The sequence below is a fragment of the Segatella copri genome (assembly GCF_019249765.2).
Classification (GTDB): domain Bacteria; phylum Bacteroidota; class Bacteroidia; order Bacteroidales; family Bacteroidaceae; genus Prevotella; species Prevotella copri_K.
Window position 1 is genome coordinate 2,327,616 of the sequence record NZ_CP152484.1, and the last position, 23,193, is coordinate 2,350,808.

23 protein-coding genes and 3 pseudogenes are annotated in these 23,193 nt (G+C 45.3%); 7 read left to right on the forward strand and 19 right to left on the reverse strand.

The genetic code is table 11. The features are described from left to right. Positions 1 to 142: 142 nt before the first annotated feature. Positions 143 to 1,000, reverse strand: a complete 858-nt coding sequence (locus KUA46_RS10115; protein WP_005944281.1) for a GNAT family N-acetyltransferase — start codon at positions 998 to 1,000, stop codon at positions 143 to 145. 11 nt (positions 1,001 to 1,011) lie between these two features. Beyond that, complete coding sequence (locus KUA46_RS10120) at positions 1,012 to 1,428, reverse strand: nuclear transport factor 2 family protein (protein ID WP_432432525.1); 417 nt, start codon at positions 1,426 to 1,428, stop codon at positions 1,012 to 1,014. Positions 1,429 to 1,466: 38 nt separating this feature from the next. Between KUA46_RS10120 and KUA46_RS10125 the strand changes: the two genes are divergently transcribed. Next, positions 1,467 to 1,829 (forward strand): hypothetical protein, encoded by a 363-nt coding sequence (locus tag KUA46_RS10125; protein ID WP_053078087.1) that lies wholly within the window; start codon positions 1,467 to 1,469, stop codon positions 1,827 to 1,829. Between the two features lie 80 nt (positions 1,830 to 1,909). Here the strand turns inward: KUA46_RS10125 and KUA46_RS10130 are convergent, their stop codons facing one another. From KUA46_RS10130 to KUA46_RS10160, 7 genes and pseudogenes are all read right to left on the reverse strand, one after another. Next, positions 1,910 to 2,065, reverse strand: coding sequence for a hypothetical protein (locus KUA46_RS10130; protein WP_153093198.1), 156 nt, complete (start codon positions 2,063 to 2,065; stop codon positions 1,910 to 1,912). Between the two features lie 21 nt (positions 2,066 to 2,086). Continuing rightward, positions 2,087 to 2,635, reverse strand: a complete 549-nt coding sequence (locus KUA46_RS10135; RefSeq protein ID WP_048317548.1) for a hypothetical protein — start codon at positions 2,633 to 2,635, stop codon at positions 2,087 to 2,089. Positions 2,636 to 2,654: 19 nt separating this feature from the next. Further along, positions 2,655 to 3,920, reverse strand: coding sequence for a relaxase/mobilization nuclease domain-containing protein (locus KUA46_RS10140; RefSeq protein WP_048317550.1), 1,266 nt, complete (start codon positions 3,918 to 3,920; stop codon positions 2,655 to 2,657). After that, on the reverse strand, positions 3,917 to 4,312 hold the full coding sequence (locus KUA46_RS10145) for a plasmid mobilization protein (protein ID WP_049129886.1): 396 nt from the start codon (positions 4,310 to 4,312) through the stop codon (positions 3,917 to 3,919). The genes KUA46_RS10140 and KUA46_RS10145 overlap by 4 nt, the downstream gene beginning before the upstream one ends. A gap of 230 nt (positions 4,313 to 4,542) precedes the next feature. Continuing rightward, positions 4,543 to 5,385, reverse strand: coding sequence for a hypothetical protein (locus KUA46_RS10150; protein WP_048317554.1), 843 nt, complete (start codon positions 5,383 to 5,385; stop codon positions 4,543 to 4,545). A 97-nt stretch (positions 5,386 to 5,482) separates the two neighbouring features. Next, entirely contained in the window at positions 5,483 to 5,932 is a 450-nt protein-coding gene (locus KUA46_RS10155; protein ID WP_048317556.1) for a helix-turn-helix domain-containing protein, read from the reverse strand. Positions 5,933 to 5,957: 25 nt separating this feature from the next. Continuing rightward, positions 5,958 to 6,722, reverse strand: a pseudogene (locus KUA46_RS10160) (tyrosine-type recombinase/integrase); the annotation flags it as partial. Between the two features lie 150 nt (positions 6,723 to 6,872). Between KUA46_RS10160 and KUA46_RS10165 the strand changes: the two are divergent. Then, positions 6,873 to 8,015, forward strand: coding sequence for an ISAs1 family transposase (locus KUA46_RS10165; protein WP_211421283.1), 1,143 nt, complete (start codon positions 6,873 to 6,875; stop codon positions 8,013 to 8,015). A gap of 13 nt (positions 8,016 to 8,028) precedes the next feature. Here KUA46_RS10165 and KUA46_RS10170 read toward each other — a convergent pair. Both KUA46_RS10170 and KUA46_RS10175 read right to left on the reverse strand, forming a co-directional pair. Continuing rightward, positions 8,029 to 8,406: pseudogene (locus tag KUA46_RS10170) on the reverse strand (Arm DNA-binding domain-containing protein); the annotation flags it as partial. 339 nt (positions 8,407 to 8,745) lie between these two features. Further along, on the reverse strand, positions 8,746 to 9,471 hold the full coding sequence (locus KUA46_RS10175; protein WP_048317560.1) for a helix-turn-helix domain-containing protein: 726 nt from the start codon (positions 9,469 to 9,471) through the stop codon (positions 8,746 to 8,748). Between the two features lie 448 nt (positions 9,472 to 9,919). Here KUA46_RS10175 and KUA46_RS10180 point away from each other — a divergent pair, with 448 nt between their 5' ends. Together KUA46_RS10180 and KUA46_RS10185 are read left to right on the forward strand one after the other, a co-directional pair. Beyond that, positions 9,920 to 10,087: a hypothetical protein gene (locus KUA46_RS10180; RefSeq protein ID WP_217764445.1), complete on the forward strand. Its 168-nt coding sequence runs from the start codon at positions 9,920 to 9,922 to the stop codon at positions 10,085 to 10,087. A gap of 82 nt (positions 10,088 to 10,169) precedes the next feature. After that, positions 10,170 to 10,667, forward strand: coding sequence for a DUF3408 domain-containing protein (locus KUA46_RS10185; RefSeq protein ID WP_227740970.1), 498 nt, complete (start codon positions 10,170 to 10,172; stop codon positions 10,665 to 10,667). Positions 10,668 to 10,984: 317 nt separating this feature from the next. Here KUA46_RS10185 and KUA46_RS10190 read toward each other — a convergent pair whose 3' ends face one another. From KUA46_RS10190 to KUA46_RS10205, 4 genes are read right to left on the reverse strand one after another with little or no spacing between them, the layout of a single operon-like run. After that, entirely contained in the window at positions 10,985 to 12,262 is a 1,278-nt protein-coding gene (locus tag KUA46_RS10190; protein WP_334670724.1) for a PcfJ domain-containing protein, read from the reverse strand. Then, complete coding sequence (locus KUA46_RS10195) at positions 12,259 to 12,684, reverse strand: PcfK-like family protein (protein ID WP_217765414.1); 426 nt, start codon at positions 12,682 to 12,684, stop codon at positions 12,259 to 12,261. The genes KUA46_RS10190 and KUA46_RS10195 overlap by 4 nt, the downstream gene beginning before the upstream one ends. A gap of 23 nt (positions 12,685 to 12,707) precedes the next feature. After that, positions 12,708 to 12,947 (reverse strand): DUF6926 domain-containing protein, encoded by a 240-nt coding sequence (locus KUA46_RS10200; RefSeq protein WP_068856519.1) that lies wholly within the window; start codon positions 12,945 to 12,947, stop codon positions 12,708 to 12,710. A gap of 12 nt (positions 12,948 to 12,959) precedes the next feature. Beyond that, the gene (locus KUA46_RS10205) at positions 12,960 to 13,175 is read right to left on the reverse strand and encodes a hypothetical protein (RefSeq protein ID WP_005823733.1); all 216 of its coding nucleotides are present in this window, start codon (positions 13,173 to 13,175) and stop codon (positions 12,960 to 12,962) included. 425 nt (positions 13,176 to 13,600) lie between these two features. Between KUA46_RS10205 and KUA46_RS10210 the strand changes: the two genes are divergently transcribed. Continuing rightward, positions 13,601 to 13,729, forward strand: a complete 129-nt coding sequence (locus KUA46_RS10210; protein ID WP_256625099.1) for a hypothetical protein — start codon at positions 13,601 to 13,603, stop codon at positions 13,727 to 13,729. Between the two features lie 696 nt (positions 13,730 to 14,425). Here the strand turns inward: KUA46_RS10210 and KUA46_RS10215 are convergent. From KUA46_RS10215 to KUA46_RS10230, 4 genes are read right to left on the reverse strand one after another with little or no spacing between them, the layout of a single operon-like run. Beyond that, positions 14,426 to 14,638 (reverse strand): hypothetical protein, encoded by a 213-nt coding sequence (locus KUA46_RS10215; protein ID WP_218487828.1) that lies wholly within the window; start codon positions 14,636 to 14,638, stop codon positions 14,426 to 14,428. Positions 14,639 to 14,647: 9 nt separating this feature from the next. Beyond that, positions 14,648 to 16,990, reverse strand: coding sequence for a family 20 glycosylhydrolase (locus tag KUA46_RS10220; protein WP_218487827.1), 2,343 nt, complete (start codon positions 16,988 to 16,990; stop codon positions 14,648 to 14,650). 24 nt (positions 16,991 to 17,014) lie between these two features. After that, positions 17,015 to 19,006 carry a glucosamine-6-phosphate deaminase gene (locus tag KUA46_RS10225; RefSeq protein WP_218487826.1) on the reverse strand — a complete coding sequence of 664 codons (1,992 nt, stop codon included), beginning with the start codon at positions 19,004 to 19,006 and terminating at the stop codon, positions 17,015 to 17,017. A 55-nt stretch (positions 19,007 to 19,061) separates the two neighbouring features. After that, positions 19,062 to 20,027 carry an ROK family protein gene (locus KUA46_RS10230; protein WP_218487825.1) on the reverse strand — a complete coding sequence of 322 codons (966 nt, stop codon included), beginning with the start codon at positions 20,025 to 20,027 and terminating at the stop codon, positions 19,062 to 19,064. A 423-nt stretch (positions 20,028 to 20,450) separates the two neighbouring features. Here KUA46_RS10230 and KUA46_RS10235 point away from each other — a divergent pair, with 423 nt between their 5' ends. Together KUA46_RS10235 and KUA46_RS10240 are read left to right on the forward strand one after the other, a co-directional pair. Beyond that, complete coding sequence (locus KUA46_RS10235) at positions 20,451 to 21,671, forward strand: ROK family protein (RefSeq protein WP_218487824.1); 1,221 nt, start codon at positions 20,451 to 20,453, stop codon at positions 21,669 to 21,671. 36 nt (positions 21,672 to 21,707) lie between these two features. Further along, a pseudogene (locus KUA46_RS10240) lies at positions 21,708 to 23,150 on the forward strand (alpha-L-fucosidase); the annotation flags it as partial. Between the last annotated feature and the right edge of the window lie 43 nt (positions 23,151 to 23,193).

Consider the following 23,193-nt stretch of genomic DNA (forward strand, 5'->3'; position numbering starts at 1 on the left):
TTACTGCCGCATAATTGAACGCAAATTTACGAAAAAAAAGTTCCCTGACAAAAGCACAAAGAACTTTTTTAATCTATACGTATTTTTATTTGGTATTATTAATTTGTTATTTGATGATGAGGGCTATTCATATAAATGTAGGTTAAATTTTTCTGACCATTTCAAACTGTTGTCCTTTTGGGGTAAGTCCTAATGATGACAAGAAACCAGTGACTGATTCACAATCGCAATCAACATTAGTAAATTTGAGTACATCGCTTTGAAAATGACTGACAGCACTTTTAAGCAAAGACTTGCCTATTCCTTTACGCCGGTAATCTTTTGCAACTGCGAGGGATGAAATATCGCCAGATGCCGGTTCAAAGATAACAAATCCGACAAGTTCTTCTCTTTCATAAGCTCCCAATATGTCCAAATTGTCGATTCCGCGTTCCAGTGAAGCCCTGTCATTTTGCCATGAAGGATGAAAATCGAACCAGGCCGTTTGGTTAAGGCAGTTTTTTAAATCCGATGGGAGTATGCGACATGCGGTATGGTTTACTTGCAATACAGGAACAATATCGCTCAGTTTGGCAGAGTAGTAGTTGAAATTTCTCTGTGTTTCAAAGCCTAATTTGCGATATATTTTTATTGCTTTGTGATTGTGTTGCAAAACTTCCAGTACATATTGCCGAACTCCTTGTTGACATATCAATTCGAGGCTGAAAGTGAATATTTTTTGGGTTAGGTGTAATCCCCGGAATGAAGGTACGGTTCCCGTCCCTGTGTCATAGGCAGTCAAGATGTTGTTGTACATGCCTGTTCCGTTAAGCACAAAAGAAATCAGCCGTCCTTCGAAAAATACTCCGAAAGATAGTTGTGGATTGTATCCTCGTCGGTCGAGCATGCGTCGCAATTCATCCGCATTCAAAGAGAAATCATAATCTTTGAATGCAGATGAGAATGCCGCATACAAATCTTTGAAAGAAACGGACTCTAAAGAATGAATGATGATTCCCATATCGGACGGTGTTATGTGTTTGGATTTTCATCACTATTCTCTACGGGTAAACCGTGCTGTTTGAGAAAGCTGAGCTTATCCCAATAACCTCTTTGGAAAACTATTTTATCGTTTTGCACATGAAAGAATCCGCATCCTCGCAACCCGAGCGGATCTTTCCATTCCATGATAGCCCATTCTCCATCCTCGAATATATGCTCAACAATACAAACCATTTTTGAGGTTGCAAATTCATTTACAAACATTTCATGGATAGCTGTTTTTCCTATAACTGGGGTGTTTGCGACTTGATGGTTTATGGCATCCTGAGCGTATAAGTTTGCCAAAGCGACTGCATCGGCGGCGTTGAAGCAGTCAATCCATTTTTGTAGTATCCTTAATTCCGCAACACTATTACAAATATAACTTTTTAAGTACCTGAGCAACAAAAAGTTGCTCAGGTACTTATAAAATAAGTTAAACTAAAATGCTGCGGAATTTAGGATATCTTGAAGAAGAACGTAATGAACAAATTAGAAAAGAAAATGAGAGACGATTCCAACAAGAGCAACAAAGGATAAACAATCAACGTCTTCATGAGATTAATGAACGTAATCGCATTGCTTTAGAACGGGAAAATGCGAGGAGAAGAGCAGAGGAAAAAAGAAAAGCGGAACAAAAGCGAAAAGAAACCAGTCGCACAAACACAAATGTTCCTCCGTCGCAACCGAAGAATAATCGTTGGTCAATAGGCTCTAATCCAACTCTTCTTCCACGAGCAACCTCATCAAAAACAGCAACTACAAAAACAAACTCATCTAATAAAACCGATGGAAAAGAGGGAAAGTAAGTAATCTTATTGCAAAATGAATTGTATATGCAGTCAATCGCCAGTCGGTTGGCTGCATTTTTTCTGTGTGCAAGGATGGTCTATTCGCCACCGATGGAGGGGCGGTTAGCACCGCTCGCCTCCAGATAGTCGTTTACTGCGTCACGCATGGTGAACTCTCTCATGCCTGTCTTTGCCCAGTAGATAAGGGCATCAACAGCGGCTTTTCTTGCCTTGCTGTATTCGTTGTCTGTCATGATTCTGATGTTTTGAGTTTTCTAAAAAAGTGTGATGCATATCCAAATGGTGATTTCAACAAAGATGATAGACCAACTTAGGAAAGCCAAGCCGAACATCCAGGCATAGGTGCTACCGTTGAAGTATGCACCCTCCTCGATATTGCGGATTCGTTTAAGCTCTTTCTGCTGGTGAGTGAACAGGTCGTTTATCCGCTTCTCATGCTCGTCAAGGGCTTGCTTGAAAGCAGAAATGGCGGTGTTGTTCCGCTTATCCAACTGGGCAACTCCTTCATCGTTGATGCCGACTTTGAGGTTGCTCTGCTCTGCCTTGACTATGGCATGGCATATACTATCCACGATGTTGTCCGTGCTCCTGTGGGCAGCCATAAGTGCCACTTTCGTTGATTCCAACCTCCGATAGGCATTGCCCAGTTCCTCCTTTGCCTCATAGAGTGCTTTCTTGGCTGATTCAATCTCTTTCAGGGTCACTTTGATTTCTTCCTTGCCACTCTCGATGTTCTCGTCCTCCTGCATCTGATTGTACAGGTTAAGCACATCCTGTGTGGCATCTTTCTTGTTTCTTCCCATACCGTTCTTGTTTGAAAAGTTATCGTTTCATGCCTCTCTTTATCGGCTTGCAGAGTGTGTTTGCTTGCATTGCGCAACGTCTTGCCCATTCACGGTCATCATCGTCCTTATCACGTCCCCAGCCACTGCCAGGACTGCCACCGCCACCACATGACTCAGACATCGATGTGGCAGCATCAAGGTAGTTCATGAAGAGCAGCATGGCTACATTCAGAATGTCAGTGTGGCTTGCGGATCCATTCTCGGGAACTTCGATACAACTGTTCATCGTGTCGTAAGCAGTTCTCGGCATGACTATGCTGAAACGCTCACCATCGACTTCAATAATCTTTCTCAATCCGGCAGGAAGGTCAGGTTTGGCAACATTGCTTGTACGAGACAGACCACCTTGCGATGCCGTATTTCTGCTGTCCAATGTGGTAGCGTTTGAAACAGAAGGAGAAGGTCTTTGACCAACTGCAACAGGTGTTGGCTGAGGGTGCAGCTTGCGGAAGGTATTCCCGATTTTCGATGCGGTGAGATTCCTTCCTACACCCAGTTCGGAAGCCTTGATGGTAGTTTTTCCGAACTTGAAGCGGTAGCCATGCACCCTGCCTTGACCATTCTTGTCACGGATAAGCTCGATGTCATATCCCTTTGCCCTCAATCGGTCGGCATATTCATCCCAATCAAAGAACGGCATTGAACGCAGCACATCCATACAGGCTTTGGTCACCTCTGCAATGCGTTCCTGACGAATATCCATGGCATCCTTCCAACCATGACGCTGATTGATGGCTTTCGCAGCCATCACGGCACGCTCACCGATGAACTTCACATCATTGAGATTACCGTCCATGTCGATGCGGTTCACCACCAGATGCAGGTGGGGAATGCCACTCTTGGAGTCACGGTGAAGGGCGGCAAAATATTGTGAGTTGGCTATGTTGGTCGGCTTGACCGAAGTTGCAGCCTTGCCTTTCTTCTTGCCGATGTGGTTCACCTTGGAGATACCATCCATCTCACGAATGAACTCGTCAAGGAATCTTCTCCAGTCCTCCATAGTCCAGTTACGTGCCTCCTCCTCAGATGGGGAAAGCTCAAAGCGGATGGACGTCAGTTCGATGGGCTTCTTGGCATACCTCTGCTTGAACATGGACTGATGCAGCACCATCTCGTCCCACATGCCCATCGGCGGCAGACCCTCGCTGAGATGGTTGGTCTTGACGATGTCCGCGCGATTGTTTTTGGTTGCGTAATTGGTCATTGCCTGACCATGCTGAATTGCTGACGCTTTTGCTATCATAACATATCCAAGAATTTGTCTCTAATGCGGCTCAATTCCTCTATCAGGGTGTTGATGCCTTGAAGCCAACGTTCCATGAAGTCGGCTCTCTTGAAGAGTTTTAGTCTCTCGGTCTGTGGCAGGGCATGAAGCGCATTGCGCACATAAACCAGTTCAGACCTTGCCCCGATTAAGCCCTTCAAGGCTTCCTCCTGCTCTGCGGTCATGGGTAGGGATGGCTTGTGTCCGATGCCTAAGTCATGAAGATATGTGCTCTTGCTCCTGCCTGACAGTCGGGCATTATGTACTACCAAGTCGTAGTGTTCTTCTGTGAAACGAACGTCAATGTGTCTGGTCTTCGGAGGTCTCTTCTTTGAGGTTTTCTCCGTGTTGTTATTCTTGTCTTTTGTCATTGTAGATGGGGTTTATAAAGTTTATACTTGATATAACAGGACAGCCAATGTGAGCCTGCGAACATTCAAGAATGCCAGTAGGAAGCGGTGGGCGAAGCGAAACCGTCTGACACTGGTACTTCTTGTTTAGACCTCCGAAAAAAAACTACGGCTAATAGAGGTAGCGGCTTCTGGATAGCTTGCCTGTCGGGAACGTCAATAGTCGAAATAAGGGAAAAGTAGAGATGACATCATGAGTGACTTGGGGTGATATGCGCGCCATGTCTCTCCGTGTGATCCTCGCATCGTCCTTCATGGGGCGGTGGCTGCAAGAGGTTGCCCTCGTCATCATAGACAGGAGACGGCAGCAACTCAATGGGTGATGCCCCTTCTCCTTGATTGCAGTCATCTTCTGACGGCTGTCCAACCTCATACTCAAAATGGTCATCACCTTCCTTTTCCCTTTGTTTGAAGTCTTGTGGTATCGGAGAAGGATCTGAAAGTCCATCCCCGATAACATGAGAATTAACGAAAGGGGAAGAGGTATTATAAGAGGCAGGAACATGGGGCTGCAGAATGTCAGTAGTGGCAGGATTGACGCTGCTGTCTTTCTGCTGACCTATGCCATTGGAAAGATTGCCTTCCGAAGAGCAAGCGGTATCGGATGGGACATTGGACACCGATTCCTCTTGGGTGGCGGAAGTCACGGATTGACGGTTGTAGAAGGGGTTCTTGATGGCTTCCTTGATGCCGTCAACGTACCAGAAGGCGATGCATAGTATCGTATGTATGGAGGTGCGGTTGTTCCTCTCGGTTGAGAGGATGCCCACCTGATTGAACAGTTCCACCACCTTTGCCGCTGTCTTGCGGTCACACTTCCAAAGGGCAGACAGCTCAACGGTAGAGATGGCAAACTGCCCGATGGAGAGAGAAGCGGAGAAGCCTGTCTTCAGATAAACACTTGGCTTGGTGGATGCCATTGATACAAAAGTGCCGAAGGCGGTCATGCGGTGGAAGCCCTGCCTGTCATCCTTCAAGAAATCGAGCTGTTCCTTGGTCAGCAGGATTCCGTATTTTATGCTTTGGTTACTCATCTTGAAAAACTGATTATTAGTGAAACGGATTACTCAGCAAAGAAAGAATGAATAGTTTCTCTTTCCCCTTTCGTAAAAAGTAGATTACATGATTCTCTTATCCGTCATGCCATTCTTCCCCATCAGGATTTTTCTCGCCCTTGACCCTCTTCATGGAGGCAGGCTTGTTCTTCTTGCTTTTCTGCAACATTGCCAGATGAGCCTCGAAGTCTGCCTGTTCCTCCTGGGTCGATTCGTAAGGCTTGTCCCATGAGCCACCTGCCTCAATCCATTTTATCAGCTGGTCTTTGAAGAAGTAGAGCGTGTTCCCTCTCTTGTAGAAAGGAATGCGCCTTTCAGATGTGTAAGCATAAAGCGATGAGACTTTCTTTCGGACGAAGGCACTTGCCTCTCTGATGTCCATAAGAACATGGTCATTCTCGCTCGGAGCATTGCCTATTCTCTGACCAATGTCATCAAGACGAGTCATCATCGTATTGACCTTTGTCAGAAGTTCGCCAACTGCACTGGGCAGTTGGTCGAACGATAATGATTTGTTTTCTTCCATTTGTTATCCTGATTATGTTTTTCACTTATGTCTGGTCACTCTCTTCCTTTGTTGGTATTTTGAGCGAGATACGTTCTGCCGCATCACGTTTGAGTTCGTCCACCACATCGGCATACACCTGAGTAGTGGCAAGATTGCTATGGGTAAGCAGCTTGCTCACGGTGTAGATGTCCGTTCCCTCTGCCAACTGCAAGGTGGCAAAGGTATGACGGGATACATGGAAGGTGATGTGTTTCTCGATGCCGGAAGCCTTTATCCACGGTTTGAGATACAATGCCACTGTACTGTTCGTGAGATTCTTGAACACCTGTCCAGTGCTTCGCTCGCCACAGAGCTGCAAAGCCTCTTCGCTGATAGGCAGGATTGCAGCGGTGGAAGTCTTCTTTGTGATAATGTCCATTCCCCAGCCGCCATCAGCCAACTTGACGATATTCTCCCACTGGAGTCTGATGCAGTCAGAAAGGCGAAGACCTGTAAGGCAGGAGAAGAGACCTGCACGGCGAAGGACATCACTCTTGCAAGGAGTCTGAGACAACTGCAACAACTCTTCCTTGGTGAGGAACTGCCGCTTGTTGCCATGAGCCTTGGCACGCACAAGTTTCTTGGCGATATTCTCTTTGAGCAGTCCGTCCTCGTATGCGATGGCAAGGATGCACTTCAACTTGGTAAGGTTGTTGTTGGCTGTTGTTCCCATCATGCGCTTGCCGTTGTGCATACAGGCATCCGACAACAGGTAGTCGAGGAATCCCTGGCAGTACGGAACGGTAAGGTCGCAGAAGCGGCACTCGCCATGCGTGCAGGGTAAACGCATCAAACTTTTTACCTTTTAACATATAGATATTAATGTTGTATCTTATTGAATATTAACTATTTATATTTGCTTGTACCAAAAATATTTTGTATCTTTGTAAAGAATAATTAAACACTTAAAAGTTACAAAATGAGCATAATTAAGTTATCTAAACAAATTCCAGACCCAAGAGTCACAGGACGAACTGTTCATAAAATGGAACATATTATCTATATTACCATAGCAGCAGTACTGGCTGGATGTCAAACATGGGATGATATTGCTGAGTTTGGAAGAACTAAGAAGGAGTTCTTCAAATCTCGTTTGGTAGGTTTGGAGCACATTCCAAGCCATGACACCTTCAATCGTTTCTTCTCTATATTTGACCCAAAGGGCTTTGAACAAATTTTTCGCGATTGGGTCAAGGAAATTGTTGGTGAGGTCAAAGGCATAGTAGCCATTGACGGCAAGTTAATGCGTGGCTCCAGCAAATGCGATTCAGAGCACACATTGGGCAAAGATGATTTTCGCATGTGGATTGTGTCGGCATGGTCTTCTGATAACAATATCTCTCTGGCTCAAGAGAAGGTGGGCGACAAGACTAACGAAATCACCGTTGTACCAAAGTTGCTTAGCGCAATAGACTTAAAAGACACCATTGTAACGATTGATGCCATGGGATGCCAAACCTCTATAACCAAGAAAATAAGAGAGGGAAACGGAGATTATATTATTGCATTGAAGAAAAATCAAAAGACAAGCTATGATTTTGCAAAGGATATCATAGCCGAATACACTGATCGTGACTATCAGGGTATAGTTTCAAAGCATACTTCCTTTGACAGAGGGCATGGCAGATTAGAAGAAAGGAAATGTATAGTGGTGAGTTATGGCAGCACTACTCAAAAAATGTTCAAGAACAAATTTGAAGGGCTAAAATCTATTGTTGGCATTCTGTCACGAAGAACTATCGTTTCAACAGGTGAAACTTCCGAGGAAAACAGGTACTACGTAACTTCCCTAGGAAATGAAAGGCCTGAGGGAATCGCCAATGCAATAAGAAAGCACTGGGGAATAGAGAATAATTTGCACTGGCAATTAGACTTTACCTTTAGAGAAGACGAAAGTAGAAAGGTGAAAAATGCAGCAAGGAACTTCTCTACTATTACTAAGATTGCTTTGTCCATCCTTAAAAAGGATAAAACGATCAAGGGAAGTCTCAACTTAAAAAGAATGAAAGCTGGCTGGGACGAAAATTACCTGTCAAAACTTTTGGAGGCGAACGCATTTTGATGCGTCCGCCCTGGCCATGCGTGTAATTGTGGAAGTGCATGTAGGCGGTTGCCCAGTTCTGGCTGCTGCCACGCTCAATCATGAGGTTCTTGAAATATTCCAAGAAGCTCTCCTTGCCCTTGTTGCGGTCGAGGAAGCCATACTCCTCATTGATGATGGACTCAGTCCTGCGGCACTTGATGATTTCCGCTTTCTGAATCATACTTTTGTTGTACTCCTGCTGAAAGCGTTCAACAGGGTTGGTGTAGATGTAAAGACCAAGGTACTCCCTGCGTGAGAGCTTGCCTGTCTTCGGGTTGCGGATTGGAGGATAGAAATCCAGATAGAGGGAAGTCTGTCCGTTCTTGATAGGTCGTTTCCGCACGGTGACCTTTGTACAAATGTTCGTCATATTGTTATTCTTTTATTATTCTTACCGATGTGTATCTGTGGATGCGAATAGCCATGGTCGCAACGCTTTAACTCTCAAATCCGATGCAAAGTTAGATTGCCGTGAAAAGAGAAAAGCAAAGATGGCTTCAAATACAGCCAGAATTTAACCTGAATTTGCTTTTGAGTATGATTTTACGCTCAAAATCAGACTAAAAGCAGGTATTGGATGCGTTTTTTGTCTTATATCCGTTACTCTGCGTTGTGGGTTTGTTTCGACCGACATGGATGGGTGCTGCATAGCAATTGCAACGGCATGGGTCGTATATGAGTTTGTTTGAACCATCTCTTGACTTGTGTCTCACTTCCGTTTTGCCTTGGTCGTAGTACTGCTTTTCTCTGCCTTCTTGCGTGCAGCCTCCCAGTCTGCTTTCAGATAGTAGTTGGCTCTTCCGCCTTTGAACTTTCGGATTCTCACTCCATGGGTCTCCGCAAATCTGCGTACCTGTGTCTTGCCTAATCCGTAGAGTTTCATGATGTCGAAGCAGGTGTACCAGTCATCGGAAATGTTCTTACCCTGTTCTTCATTATAAAGCCCGATAACCCTTTCCACGTCTTCTTTCTTGAAGCAGGTCGTTCCCCATGCGTGAACTGACTGGAGTTGGTAACGATTGCGGACTTCATAGAATCTTCCATACTTGATATTAAAGGTGCTCAACACCTCTGCCATTGTGTAATGGGTGTCGTGGGTTACTCCATCAGGTGCTCTTTCACCAGCCCTGGGAGTCTTGCGACACTTTGCCAACTTGTTGACTGAGCCAGTCTCGGCATCTTTTAGCCTCTGTGCTTTCTTGGACGTTGCTCCTTCTAACGATAGGGAAGAAGGGAGAACCACCTGATAACCTTGTCCCTTGGCTATTTCAAGAAGGTCTTGCAAATAGATCCTGGTCATGCGTGTACCGAAATTTACGGCTCTTAGCCTGCCTTGACGAATAAGACTGCGTACTGTCTTGACGCTGATGCTTACTGCCTGCGCTGTTTCCTCTACGGACATCAGCACGATTGGAATGCGAGTTGTAGTATTCATTTTTACCGTTATTTTTGAATTTTGCAGTGACTCATGGGGGGATGGTCCTTGACGGAAACTTTTAAGAGGAAACAAGGGGAAATAAGAGGAAATAAGAACCCTCATTAAGAACCGTGTGTCCCTCTGCCCATGGTACAACCGTGGTACAAAATTACTATAAACGGATGAAACTCGCAATAGGCGGTTGGAGCGTTATGTTAATGAATATGTATTGAAAATGAGCTATTTATGACGTTTCTCTAAGTTTTGTTTGGAGTTCTTTTCGATGCGTTTTAGTCCATAAATAACAGCGAGGAGTGCAAGAAGAACATCCATGATTACGTCACCTTCTACTTGCAAACTCACAAGATTGTAGAGATTTCCAAGCCAAAGAAAGAGTTTAAGGTGTCAGACAGTATAGAGGACTTCAATATCCTCGACTTTGTATAACAATTTAATAAGGAGAATTATGGAAAGAACAGAAGAGAACAATGCAACAAAGGATAGATTTGCACATGTGAGCAAAATATTCTCGGAAATGGACAGCGAAAAGCTACAAGCTGAAATCGCAGAACGCTCAAAGATTATTAAACGCAAAATAGATGCGTTGATGGAATTGCATATGTCAGGTATCTGACAAAAACTGTTGAGGTTGGATTTTCAATAGTCAACAAGTATTTCTATAGCAGAGAATTTGTATAACAATTAAAAGAATGATTATGGCAGACAAAACAAAAAACTGTGGTAAAGGACAACTCACTTCGACAGATGCCAAGGAGTTGTATGAGGCTTTCATGAGAAATTATGAAGAGACAATGGAGGAAGTTGGTAAACAGATTGACGCTTGTCTTGAAGAGACATTTCAAGACCGTACATCGTCAACTATTTCCGACAAGGAGGAGTGTTTTGATGAAGATGCAGCATATGAGAATTATGATGTGGGTGAATTTGAGCCAATCGACAGAATGGAGAAAGAGCGTGCTGAGCAGTATGTCGGTAAGTTCATGGCAAATGCAGGTTTTACCGCAAGATATGGCAGACATGTTGGCATCAGCGAGGACATTCATGAGCGTGTGACTAAATTTGTCAGTATCGTAGGCAAGGGAAAGATTTCCATTGCAAGTTATGTGGATAACATCATCAACGAACACTTCAATGCCTATGCAGCCGAAATCAAGGCTGCATTCGATGAAGGTCTCAAGTCGTATCGCCTCTGACAATAAATTAAGAGTACGCCAATGAAAAAGAAAGACTACGGCTAAAATCTCAGCTTGCCACTGAATCCATAGGACGGCATCATGCCGCATTAGTAAGCAAAAGTGTCAATCGCCAGATGGGACTATCTCCCAAGGAACAGAAAAAACGATTTATGAATAAAGGACAGTCCTTTTGATTTGGGCTGTCCTTTGTTATTCTGCAAGCATCGCAGATAAGGAAAAAACGGTTCTTTGCCACTTTCTTTCCGCTCCTCGGCTCATGAAGAAAGTGGCGGAACGAATTTTCATCGCTCCGCCTAAATTATAATAATGTGGTGTTATGTCGTTGCAACCATACGCTGCTCTATAAGTCTTGCATTGCTGTTCACCAAGTTGATGATGTCGGCATGGTGCTCGGTGTCCTTGTTCTGTAGTCCGTGGCATTGTACGACTTTCATCTGTTCGAGTGAAAACTCCACGGTCTCAACCCTTTGTTCGGCTATTCTTGCAGAGAAGATGATGCAGTCGGGATTGAGTGAGTAGTTTGTACCGCTGCCTACACAATGATGCATCGCCTTGCCCTCAAGAACGTGCTCCCTGACGCTTTCAAGCATTCTCACTACGATATTGCCGTCCGTGAACATCAAACCGAAGAAACGGCTCTTCATTTCCTTGAACTTGTCCTCGTTCTTCAATGCCTTGCGTATCTCCTCCTCGGTGCGCTCCTTTTCTTTCTTGGCTCTGATTTTCTCGGATATTCTGTCGTGCTTGGCTTCAAGGTTGTCGGGGCAAATGTAATGTGGACTTCTGATGTCCTTGCCCATTTCTACCAACATACAGATGTAGTCCGCCCATTTGCCGATGTCTGTAATAAGGTAATGGTTGCGGTTGGCTATCTTGTAGGCATTCCAACAAGTTTCCAAGTGCCGTGGATGGTCTATGAAGTGGCGGACGTGTCCGTAACGACATTGTTTCATCATCGTTTCGATGCGGTGGTCTGTCAGCATCGCCTTGAACAATGTAAGCGGTTCGATGCCGTGAAACGCTCCGTCAAAGCCGTTACGCCATATCTGAGGAATAACTTTCATGTCGGGACAGACCGGAAATGAAGCAATATGCTGATAGGTGGTGTTGTCCTTGCGCAGTTCTATGTCGGAGTCGTAGCAGAACGTGTCCATATAGATACCCATTGTGCGCTTGCGTGCCATAACCTCCACCTTGCCTTTCTCGTTCATCCAATAGCGTGCCACCTCCCAACAATAAATGTCTGCCTTTTGTCCCTTGCGGTAGTATGCTTTCATCTGATATGCTCGCATAAGTTGCAGTCCCTTACGCTCAGTGAGTACGCTGAAATAGGTAGAAGACATCGCCTTCTGTCGCTTGGTGCGCTGCACTTCCAACTTTGCCTTACACTTCGGGCAGACACATTTGTCCGCATCCTCGTCCGTAGTCCAAGTGTGTCCGCAGTCCATGCAAGTGGTCTGTCCGTGCTTCAACTGAAAGGCATAGTGGTCAAGACATTCACGGAATGCCCATTGCATTTGCGCTCCCTTGATAGGTCGTAACCCCTTGTTTGAGGTTACGACTTGCTTCTGATATTTCGTTCTTGGTTTCATAACGTGTCGAATAATGATGGTTGGTGTACTTCTGTTTCCGTTCTCTGTGAGGCGCGCTTGGCGGTATCTCTGTTACGCATCTTGTTCATCTGCTCTTGCTGATATTGGCGGATGGCTTCCTGTCTTGCCTGTGCCTTCTCCTCCTCTGTGAGTTCGATGTGGTGGTTAACAGACACTTGGCAGTTCAGTGGTTTGCCGACCTCGATGTCCTTCTCCTCGTAGTAGTGGATGGCTTGCCCATATATCTCGTCATCGCAAAAGCCGTTGCAACCGCTCTTCTGTACCCAATTAAGGATATAGGTGACGCAATCGTCTATGTTCTTGTCGGGGTTGTCATACTTGGCTGCAAAGAGTTCGTCCTCCATTGCACGCTCTTCCAAATAGGCTTGTATGGTTCTCTTGAAATATTCTGTAGTGTTCATATCTGATGTTGTTAAAGGGGGTGTTACTCGTGATAGATGATGTCGCAGTCCTCAACTTCTGTAGGCAGTCCGAAAAACGGATAACGGCTGAAGTAAGGTTCTGTGCACATGTCCTCGTTGTATCTTGGACTTACTATCTCAATATTGTTCTTGCGCATGGCTTCGTCCACCATACGGATTTCCTCGTCAGTCAGTCCGCTTGCATCGCCATTGATGATGTAGCAGAGTGCCCATGTAGGTATCGCTTCAATGCTTCTGTTCATATCGCTTGTACTTTAAAGTGTCAATAACCAAATGAATGTTCCAATCAGTACCACCATAGAAAGAATGGAAATGATGATGCCGAAGATGAACTTCACAATTCCCAATATGACTTCACCGACCATGCAGAGAGCCATATATCCCAACCAAGCCACCAAAGTGATGAGGGTTGAGCCGACTGCGGAGAGTAATCTCCACCAAGTCTGTGTTATGTTGATGTTTGTTGTCATATAGCCTTGAATTAAATTTATTTGCGGTTCCAGGAACTGAAGGGAAGTTCTCGTTTCTTCACCTTTTTGTCGCTCCCTTTTCCGACATTTTTTTTGCGTCTTCCTGTCGCATCGGTCGTTTCGTTTCAGGTGCCTTTCAAGGGCGGCGAGGCTGGAAATACAAGGTTTTTCGGAAAAATACTACCCAACGGTGTGGAGATTTTTTCGAAAACCGAAGGCTCGACCTTTTATTTCCAAAGCCCGCTGCCATACCTTTGCACCTGCACGATAACGATTGATGCCATAGGAAAGACCATGTGGAGGAAAGAAAATCAGAGCGGCAAATGAAAATAGAAACTTCACGGAAGTTTTGGGACTGTACGATTATCGCATACTCATTTCTGAGAAATGGATACAATTACTGTCTTGCAAATGTTTTTAGGAAAATGGAAATAGCATACAAGAATGGCACAGCCTTCAGAGAAATTCCGATGAAAGAAGAGTATGGCTTGTCCATGCTTCTTGCATCGGGTTTTCTCCAAGGCGGTGCAGCCAAGCATGAAAGTGGTCGTTGAGGTTTACATCAATGACTTCTTTCTTGCGATGGAGTATGCAAACAAAATGGTACGGCAAATCAAGGAATGGTGTTTCTTTTGATCGGTTAGCCTGCAACCGACAAAAAGAAGCACTTTTCCTCATGCCGTACTACTGAGACATGAAAGGGTGGCGTGCCACTGTTTCATGTCGTTTGGATTGTGCGATAAAAATGGAACTGCGAGTTGTGGCTATAAAAGTCAGCCGTTGTCAGCACGGCAAACAAAGAAAAGTCCTTGGCAGTATAGTCTTGAAGTATTTCAAGGCATACCGCCAAGGATTTTTCTTGCCGTGCCATAGTCGGGGAAAGTTAGTCTGAGGTACGAGGACTGTCTTTCTGCGACGACGGCTGACTTTTATACAAAACACACGAAAGAATGAGAATATGCAAACGAAATAGACCATTCAAAACAGGAACCCTTACCACATATGTTTGAATGGATTGAAATGGAAATAGCAAAGAATAGAGAAGAATATGGTTTAATAAAAACAGATTTATCCAAGTAAAAAATCGAGGATAAAAAATCTTAAAACATTCTTTATCCCCGATTAAATATCGTACCTTTGCAACCGAAAGAGTTCTTTGGATGGTTATGCAAATCACAGCAGGATGCTACATTCTGTTTATTTCTAATTCGTAACCTCTTCTTTTTATGAGATAAAAACTTATCTCATTCTCAATCACTTATAAAAAATACGTACTTTCTCTTGTCAAAACTCTGTGCTTTATCAAGGGTCTCGTATGCGAAGAAAGCAGCACGGCGAGGTTCGCGGTTCTGCTGGTTGATATCCACATTATGCCAGCGCGACTCGTTTTGAGCCGCCACACCATTGCCGACAGACAGCAAGGCAAGGCAAAGCGATACATTTGCAATATTTCTGATGCTCATATCTGTTTATTATTTTCTGAAAAACATAGAGTTATCTACTGGTGTAAACTTCTGTTCGCTGTCCTTGCGCATTTCAATGCCGAGACTGCTCCACCATGAAGGCCAGCCGCCAACGATATTGCTGAGGAAAACCACCTTGAAAGGATGCAATCCCTTAGCCAATGCTACAGAAGTATCATGATTGGTACCAGCCTTCACATCCCCCTCATTGCTGATCATGAGTTTGTTATCAATCCAAACCTGCTCCAGGCGGGAAGAGAGATAATAGACACCATCCTCTGGAATATTGATGTAGCCCTCAGCGATGGCAGCATAATTATTGGCACCGCGCAAGGTAGCAGCATCATCCTTCTGCTGAATCTTCATCTGCTCCAAGCCCTCGATGTTTGCACACTCCCAGGCAGCATCAGCCCATTCCAGCTGGTCAACCTTCAGATAGTTGCCCTTAATGCGCTTCATCTGTAAACCAGGTTTTGCGCCCTCCACCTTAACAGCAGGAGCATAAGTCTGCTTCTCAACATCAATGGTTCTGATACGGCTCATCTTGCCTGAAGGCAATACGGTAGCTATCTTGATGATGGCATTTCCACTCACCCTGATAGGCTCTGCATAAGCCGAAGAAGAAGGAGTTGGTGTACTTCCATCCAATGTATAAACCATCTTCATAGGACGCGAGGTGGTAAAGGTTACCGCAGTATCCCCAGTAATGACTACCTTATCACAAGAACCGAAAGGCTGCTCAGGCAATGGGATATGATAACGGATATGGCGCTCGTCCAGACGAACACAGTTTGCATCCAGTCGGCGGCAGAAATCCTTGAAGTTTTTCCTGCTCACTGGCGACCATGCAATTTCAGAGAGAGCAATGGCACGAGGATACATCATATACTCCATCTTGGCATTGGAATACATATATTCCGACCAGTTGTTACACTGAACGCCCAGGATATGATGAGCCAGTCCCAACGCCTTGATGGTATCAGGTACCGGATTATAATTATAGGTAGAAGCCAGATATCTAGGAGGACTAGGAATGGTTACAGGCTCCACCTTGCTGTCACCCTGATACCAGTCGAGATACATACCGTCGCTGCCCGGCGTCATGATGACATCATGCTTCTGCATGGCAGCCTCGATACCTCCTTCCGTTCCACGCCATGACATCACGGTAGCATTCTCACTCAATCCGCCTTCCAGAATCTCGTCCCATCCGATAATCTTTCTGCCACGTTTCTCCAGCATTTTCTCTATGCGTTTGATAACGTAGCTCTGCAGTCTTTCCTCTGCCGAATGCTTTCCTTCTGCCTGCAAGCCCTCAGTCTGAATACGTTTCTGACAAGCAGGGCAGTTTTTCCAACTGGTTTTCGGACACTCGTCGCCACCGATATGGAAGTACTTACCTGGGAAGAGAGGAACAATCTCACTAAAGATGTCATCCAGGAAGCGGAACATATCTTCCTTGCCCGGACACATCACGATATCCTCTACACCCCAAACAGTTCTCAACGACCACTGCTCACCTTTGCATGAAAGATAAGGATAAGCAGAGATAGCTGCCATCATGTGACCAGGAAGGTCGATTTCCGGAATCACGGTAATATAGCGCTTGGCAGCATAATCCACTATTTCCTTAATCTGCTCCTGGGTATAGAAACCGCCATAAAGAGAGCCATCGCCCTCGGTACGGATACTGCCCACAGAAGTAAGTTTAGGATATTTCTTGATTTCGATACGCCAGCCCTGGTCTTCCGTCAGATGGAAGTGCATGGTGTTCACCTTGAACATAGACATCAGGTCCAGTTGCTTCTTCACATTCTCGACAGAAATGAAATGGCGGCATGGATCGAGATGGAATCCACGGTAGCCGAAGCGTGGAGCATCCTGGATATCACAGCATTGTGCTACCCATTTCACCCCATCCACCCGGGTTGCGCTCTCTATCTGGGCAGGGAGTAACTGCATGAAACTCTGCATACCGTAGAAGGCGCCCTTGGCGGTCTTCGCCTTGATAACAACCCTCTTGGCGGTTACGGTAAGGCGATAACCTTCCTCGGCAATTTTCAGCGTAGGAAAAATCTGTATAGAGATATTCCCCTTCTTTCCACCTACCGTTACCTCATAACCTGTAGAAGCCTTCAGTTTGTCTGCCATGTACTGGGCGATATTTCTGCCTTCAGCCGTCTGGTAAGCGATTACCACCTTCTGTGGCAATACGAACTCCCCTTTCTGTACCTGAGTCTTCACCGGTATCGGGATAATATTAATATCGGCAGCAGATGCCGGAGTAGAGATACCACCCAGCATCGCTGCACAGGCTACAAACGAGCCTAATAAACGATTGAACTTTGCCATAACATTAAATATATTAATAAGGTATTACAATGGTTTGTACTCCACGAAAGCCTCCATGGCCTCATAGCATGCCAGACCCAACTGGTCGTAGAGCGATGCAGTAGCACGGTTACGGTCCTCGGCTCTCTGCCAGAACAGGCGCTCATCATTACCCAAGAAAGGAGCACTCTCCATCTGCGACTGATGCTTGAGAATAGAGTTACGCTTTGCCCGCAACTCCTCAGGGCTCAATGGAACACACATTTCGATATTCTCAATCTCCCATTCTGCCCAGGCACCACGATACATCCAGATGCGACAGTCCTTCAACCATTCTGCACCCGCTTTCTTCTCTTCGTCGATAGCTGCCAGAACGGCATCAGTACACTTCTTGTGGGTTCCGTGAGGATCAGCAAGGTCGCCGGCAACATAAATCTGATGTGGCTGCACCTTCTGCAACAGAGCTCTCACTATCTCTACATCCTTCTCGGTCATTGGTAACTTTTCTATCTTGCCGCTCTCATAGAATGGCAGGTCGAGGAAGTGGACATGGTCAAGCGGAATATCATTATAGGTACAAGCGATACGAGCCTCACCACGGCGAATCAGTCCCTTGATGGTCAGGATATCTCTTGTATCGAAATCACTCTCCTTCTTCTTGGCAAAAAAGGTCTTGATTTCCTTATATTTATTAGAGATGATACTATCCTTTGAGTCAGCAAAGAGTTGGTTGAAACCATTGATAAAGTGCATGAATCTTGTTACTTCCTCATCACCCACAGCAATGTTTCCTGATGTTTCGTAAGCTACATGCACATCGTGGTTCTGCTGTACCAGTCGACGGATGGTTCCTCCCATAGAGATAACATCATCGTCTGGGTGTGGAGAGAATACGATAACCTTCTTAGGGAATGGTGTTGCACGCTCCGGGCGATAGGTATCATCGGCATTCGGCTTACCACCTGGCCATCCGGTAATGGTATGCTGCAAATCATTGAAAATCTTGATATTGGCATTATAGGCTGAGCCATAGAGAGCCAGAAGTTCACTCAGTCCGTTCTCATTATAATCCTTATTGGTCAACTTCAGGATAGGCTTACCGAGTTTCTGGCAGAGCCATACCAGTGCCGAACGCACCAGTTTATCACTCCACTGGCATGAAGTTACGAGCCATGGATGCTCAATACGTGTCAGATGATGAGCAGCACCCAGGTCGATGACAACATGTGCATTCGGATGAGTCTGGAGGAATGATGCCGGTAGGGTATCTGTGATAGAGTTCTCCACCACCTTCTGCATAATCTCAGCCTTCTCTTCGCCCCAGGCTGTCAGATAGATGCTCTTGGCAGAGAGTAAGGTAGCGATACCCATGGTGAGCGAACATGGAGGAATGGTTTCCTTGGTCTGCTCGCTGTTCTCCATCTCTTCGCGAGAAGTATTGCCGATGAGGATAATACGGGTCATCGACTGGATGCCCGAACCTGGCTCATTGGCAGCAATATTACCCGAACGGCCTATACCTATAAGGGCTACATCGAGACCGCCAAAGGTCTTGAGACGCTGCTCATAAAGACGACAACTGTCCTGTACGGCATCCTGTGCCACAAAACCATCCAGTGTAAAGATGTTCTGCTCAGCCACATCCACATGATCAAGGAAACGCTCCTTCAACTGGTTGATGGTACGGAGAGAACTGTCCTTCTGGAGCGGATAATATTCGTATGCATTGAATACAACAACATTGCGGAAGCTCAGGGTCTTCTCGTTGTAACGGCGAACGAGTTCATCGTATACAGAATAGAGAGAAGAACCGGCGCCCAGCGCCATCACATAGAATTTGCCTTCCTGCTGTGCTGCCTTGATGCCAGCTTCTATTTTATCAGCTACATGACTGGCACCTTCTGTCATAGAGGCAAAGATGTCTGTATGAATCTTCTCCATTCTGGAGATTTCAGAATATTCTACAGTCGTCTTTGGCCTGTAGAACTCCACAGGTACTTTATTGAGTACGATTTGTGAACTAAGATTGAGTCTCATATCTTTATCTATATTTAAATAGGTTATGTTATATTTTCTTTTTTAAAATGACGGATTAGAGTTCAGATGCCATTGCTGCAGCACCCAGGATGGCAGCCTTGGCACCATCCAGTCCGCTCATCAGGAACTTAGCCTTACCTTTATATAATGAGAGCACATGTTCGTTATATGCTTCTTCGATAGGACGGAAGAGCAGATCGCCAGCCTGTGCCAATCCTCCGAAGAAGATAAAAGCCTCCGGGCTCAGAAAGGTAGCTATCTCTGCACAGGCCTTGCCGATTCTTGTACCGGTTTGTCTGAACACTTCCTGTGCCAGTGTATCTCCTGCCATGGCTGCCTTATAAACTGCATAAGATGTAATTTCTTCCCTTGGAATATTTCTCAGCTCAGTTGCCACGGTTGATGCTTCGAGCATGGCCAAGGTAGTACGGACCACGCCTGTAGCCGAGCAGTAGGTCTCCAGACAGCCCTTTCTGCCACAGCCGCATGGTCTTCCGTCAGGATCCACCACCATGTGTCCCAACTCACCGGCGAAACCGTCGCAACCATAAATCAGCTGCCCGTTAGCCACGATACCCGATCCTACGCCTGTTCCGAGAGTGAGTTCTACGAAGTTTTTCATGCCAACCGCAGCACCATATTTCATTTCTCCCATAGCAGCCGCATTTGCATCATTGGTAATAGCAACCGGAATGCCCAGTTTCTCTGCAAACATGTCAGCCAGCGGTACAATACCCTTTGCCCATACCAGGTTTGCTGCATTTTCAATGGTTCCCTTGTAATAGTTACCACAAGGCGCACCGATGCCCATGGCACTAATTTTCTCCATACCACCTACCTGTTCTACTATCTGCACCACAGCTTTTACCGACTCCTCTACGTATTGTTCCACGCGTTGGAATGTCTGGGTCTTGATTGAGGTTGTAGCTATTATTTCTCCGTCCCCATCAACGATGCCGAAAACGGAATTGGTTCCACCCAAATCCAAGCCAATCACTAAAGACTTTACATCGTATTCCATACTTCTTTTAATTAATAGGTTAAAATCGAAAAATAACGATGAGCGATACAAACTTCTATTTATTAAATTCTTTATTAACGCTCAGTTCGTTACTAAAATATTTTATTTTGCAAAGTTACGAGTTTTATCAAACACTGCAATGAAAATAGCGTTAATATTTCTAAAACAGAAACATTTTTTATACTTTAAGTCTCCTTACGGCTGAAATACCTGTACTTTGTTCGCATCTGACACCGATTAAGTGTAACCCCCTTTTGTACACTTACGCATCCAACCTCTCTATATATAATAAGGTATAGGAGAAAACAGGATGTTCGAAAACGACGAAAAGTATACTATTTTTCGCTATTTAAGTTTTATTAACAGCAAAAATGTTGCACCTATACAGAAAAGCCCTATCTTTGCAACTAAAAAATATTAGTTATGAAAGCTGACTTAATAAAATATCTTAGAAAGACAAACAAAAAGCCCTCAGTTCAGGGCAAGCTCCTGGAGCAGTTTATCTCTCACGGAGCCTCCACCATCCCAGAGATGTCGAAGGCTATCGGAGTTAGCTTACCGACAACAACAAGTGCCCTCAACGAGTTGATAAAAGAAGGACTCGCCAGAGAGATTGGAAAGAAAGACAATTCTTCGGGACGCATCCCGATGGTTTACGACCTCGTTCCAACAGCAGGCTACTTCATCGGTGTCAATCCTGAGATGAACTGCCTGGCACTTGCAGCAAGCGACTTCGCAGGCAATCTGATTACCGAAAAAACAAGAGTGCCTTACGTATATGAGAACTCTCCTGAAAACCTGGAAGAGATAAGCAGAATCATCAATGAGTTTATCGAAAGCCTTCCTGTTTCAAGAGAAGAAATACTTCAAGTTTGCGTGAACGTGGCTGAGCGCGTGAATCCTGTACAGGGAAATGCCTACAACATGTTCACCTTCCTGAAAGAGTCATTGACCGACAAGCTGACCCAGCTCATACAGCTACCTGTATGTATCGAGAACGATACCCGGAGCATGGCTTTCGCTGAGTTGATTAAGGGACAGTGCAAAGGCCTGAAAGACGCCATCTTCGTGAACGTATGCTGGGGCATCGGAATCGGAATCATCATCGACGGCAAACTCTATTACGGAAAGTCGGGATATTCTGGCGAATTCGGTCACATGACTGCCTACAACAACAACATCATCTGCCACTGCGGCAAGATAGGTTGCATAGAAACAGAGGTTTCGGGCAGAGCACTCAAAAGGAAGCTCGTCGAGAAGATAAAGGAAGGAAAGACTTCCATCCTCTCTGAAAGAGTTCTGAAAAAGAATGAAGACCTATCACTCCAGGATATCCTGGACGCCATAGAAAAGGAAGATGTACTGAGCCTTGCCACACTGCAGCGCATAGCAGATGAACTTGGCAAGCAGCTGGCAGGAGTCATCAACATCTTCAACCCAGAAATGCTGGTCATCGGAGGAGAAATGTCGGTTACAGGCGACTACCTCACGCTACCGGTAAAGATGGGTATCAAGAAATTCTCTCTCAACATCATGAATGAGGATTCTAAAATCGTTACCTCAAGTCTGAAAGGCCTTGCAGGAATCACGGGAGCCTGTCTGATGGCAAGATACCGGCTTCTGAATGAGAACATCGACAAATAAGGAATTTAAACAACCAATACAAAACCTATTTTAAGTATGAAGAAGTCTCTTCTTGTTGCACTATGCCTGGGGCTGGCAGCCATAACAGCTGCCGCCCAGCGCAACTACAGCCAGGTAGACCCCATCCAACCTGTGCCAACCGCCAAGCAGGTGGCATGGCAGAAACTGGAAACCTATGCTTTTATCCATTTCGGCCTCAACACCTTCAATGATAAGGAATGGGGATACGGAAATTCGGATGTAAAGACCTTCAATCCTAAAAAACTGGATTGCGAACAATGGGCAAGAACCCTGGTTGCTGCGGGCATGAAAGGAGTCATCATTACTGCCAAACATCACGACGGCTTCTGCCTCTGGCCTACACGCACCACAGATTACTGCATCCGCAACACCCCTTATAAGAATGGTGAAGGTGATGTGGTAGGAGAACTCTCCCTAGCATGCAAGAAATACGGTTTGAAATTCGGAGTTTACCTCTCGCCTTGGGACAGACACCAGGCAAGCTACGGTTCTCCCTACTACCTGAAGCTCTACCAGCGCCAGCTCAAGGAACTTTTGAGCAACTACGGCGAACTTTTCGAAGTATGGTTTGACGGAGCCAACGGAGGAGACGGCTGGTACGGAGGTGCCGAAGAAAGCAGAACCATCGACAGAAGGAACTACTACAATTTTCCTAGAATTTTCGAAATTGTTGACAGTTTACAACCCAATGCCACTATTTTCGGTGATGGCGGACCGGGATGCCGATGGGTAGGAAATGAAAATGGATTTGCAGGCGAGACCTGCTGGTCTACAATACCATCCAACACCGTCTATCCAGGCTTCAAAGACTACAAACAGTTGCAGTTTGGATGGGAAGACGGCGACCAGTGGACACCAGCTGAATGCGATGTCTCTATCCGTCCGGGATGGTTCTACCATGAGAAAGAAGACAGTAAGGTAAAAACCGTTGAAGACCTGTGCAATCTCTACTACAAGAGTGTAGGACACAACGCTACCATGTTACTCAACTTCCCGGTAGACAAGGATGGACTCATCCACCCTATCGACTCTGCAAATGCAGTAAACTTCCACAAGAAAATCCGACAAGAATTATCTGTCAATCTACTTAAAGGCATCACACCTAAAGTAGACAGCCAGCAAGGCAAGCACATTGGCAAGAATATTACAGACGGCCAGTATGACACCTTCTGGGTTTCTAAAAAGAAAAAAGATGCCTATATCGAGTTTCAACTCGGAAAACCAAAATCTATCACACGCCTCATGCTTCAGGAATACATACCTCTGGGGCAGCGCGTAAAAGCCTTCTCAATCTATTACCTACAAGGCAAAAACTGGGTAAGGCTCGACCCTAAGGAAGAGACTACCACTATCGGCTACAAGCGAATACTTCGCTTCGATAAGATTACAACAAGTGGCATCCGCATCGTAATCGACGATGCAAAGGGATGCCCTTGTATAAACTCTGTTTCAGCATTCTAATAACTAGAAAGAAGTACGAAAAATTTTATAACTAACAATA

Coding starts and splice junctions, on each gene's coding strand:
- KUA46_RS10115 (WP_005944281.1), bottom strand. CDS start 1,000: ATGGGAATCATCATTCATTCTTTAGAGTCCGTTTCTTTCAAAGATTTG.
- KUA46_RS10125 (WP_053078087.1), top strand. CDS start 1,467: ATGCTGCGGAATTTAGGATATCTTGAAGAAGAACGTAATGAACAAATT.
- KUA46_RS10130 (WP_153093198.1), bottom strand. CDS start 2,065: ATGACAGACAACGAATACAGCAAGGCAAGAAAAGCCGCTGTTGATGCC.
- KUA46_RS10135 (WP_048317548.1), bottom strand. CDS start 2,635: ATGGGAAGAAACAAGAAAGATGCCACACAGGATGTGCTTAACCTGTAC.
- KUA46_RS10140 (WP_048317550.1), bottom strand. CDS start 3,920: ATGATAGCAAAAGCGTCAGCAATTCAGCATGGTCAGGCAATGACCAAT.
- KUA46_RS10145 (WP_049129886.1), bottom strand. CDS start 4,312: ATGACAAAAGACAAGAATAACAACACGGAGAAAACCTCAAAGAAGAGA.
- KUA46_RS10150 (WP_048317554.1), bottom strand. CDS start 5,385: ATGAGTAACCAAAGCATAAAATACGGAATCCTGCTGACCAAGGAACAG.
- KUA46_RS10155 (WP_048317556.1), bottom strand. CDS start 5,932: ATGGAAGAAAACAAATCATTATCGTTCGACCAACTGCCCAGTGCAGTT.
- KUA46_RS10165 (WP_211421283.1), top strand. CDS start 6,873: ATGAGCATAATTAAGTTATCTAAACAAATTCCAGACCCAAGAGTCACA.
- KUA46_RS10175 (WP_048317560.1), bottom strand. CDS start 9,471: ATGAATACTACAACTCGCATTCCAATCGTGCTGATGTCCGTAGAGGAA.
- KUA46_RS10180 (WP_217764445.1), top strand. CDS start 9,920: ATGGAAAGAACAGAAGAGAACAATGCAACAAAGGATAGATTTGCACAT.
- KUA46_RS10185 (WP_227740970.1), top strand. CDS start 10,170: ATGGCAGACAAAACAAAAAACTGTGGTAAAGGACAACTCACTTCGACA.
- KUA46_RS10190 (WP_334670724.1), bottom strand. CDS start 12,262: ATGAAACCAAGAACGAAATATCAGAAGCAAGTCGTAACCTCAAACAAG.
- KUA46_RS10195 (WP_217765414.1), bottom strand. CDS start 12,684: ATGAACACTACAGAATATTTCAAGAGAACCATACAAGCCTATTTGGAA.
- KUA46_RS10200 (WP_068856519.1), bottom strand. CDS start 12,947: ATGAACAGAAGCATTGAAGCGATACCTACATGGGCACTCTGCTACATC.
- KUA46_RS10205 (WP_005823733.1), bottom strand. CDS start 13,175: ATGACAACAAACATCAACATAACACAGACTTGGTGGAGATTACTCTCC.
- KUA46_RS10210 (WP_256625099.1), top strand. CDS start 13,601: ATGGAAATAGCATACAAGAATGGCACAGCCTTCAGAGAAATTCCGATG.
- KUA46_RS10215 (WP_218487828.1), bottom strand. CDS start 14,638: ATGAGCATCAGAAATATTGCAAATGTATCGCTTTGCCTTGCCTTGCTG.
- KUA46_RS10220 (WP_218487827.1), bottom strand. CDS start 16,990: ATGGCAAAGTTCAATCGTTTATTAGGCTCGTTTGTAGCCTGTGCAGCG.
- KUA46_RS10225 (WP_218487826.1), bottom strand. CDS start 19,006: ATGAGACTCAATCTTAGTTCACAAATCGTACTCAATAAAGTACCTGTG.
- KUA46_RS10230 (WP_218487825.1), bottom strand. CDS start 20,027: ATGGAATACGATGTAAAGTCTTTAGTGATTGGCTTGGATTTGGGTGGA.
- KUA46_RS10235 (WP_218487824.1), top strand. CDS start 20,451: ATGAAAGCTGACTTAATAAAATATCTTAGAAAGACAAACAAAAAGCCC.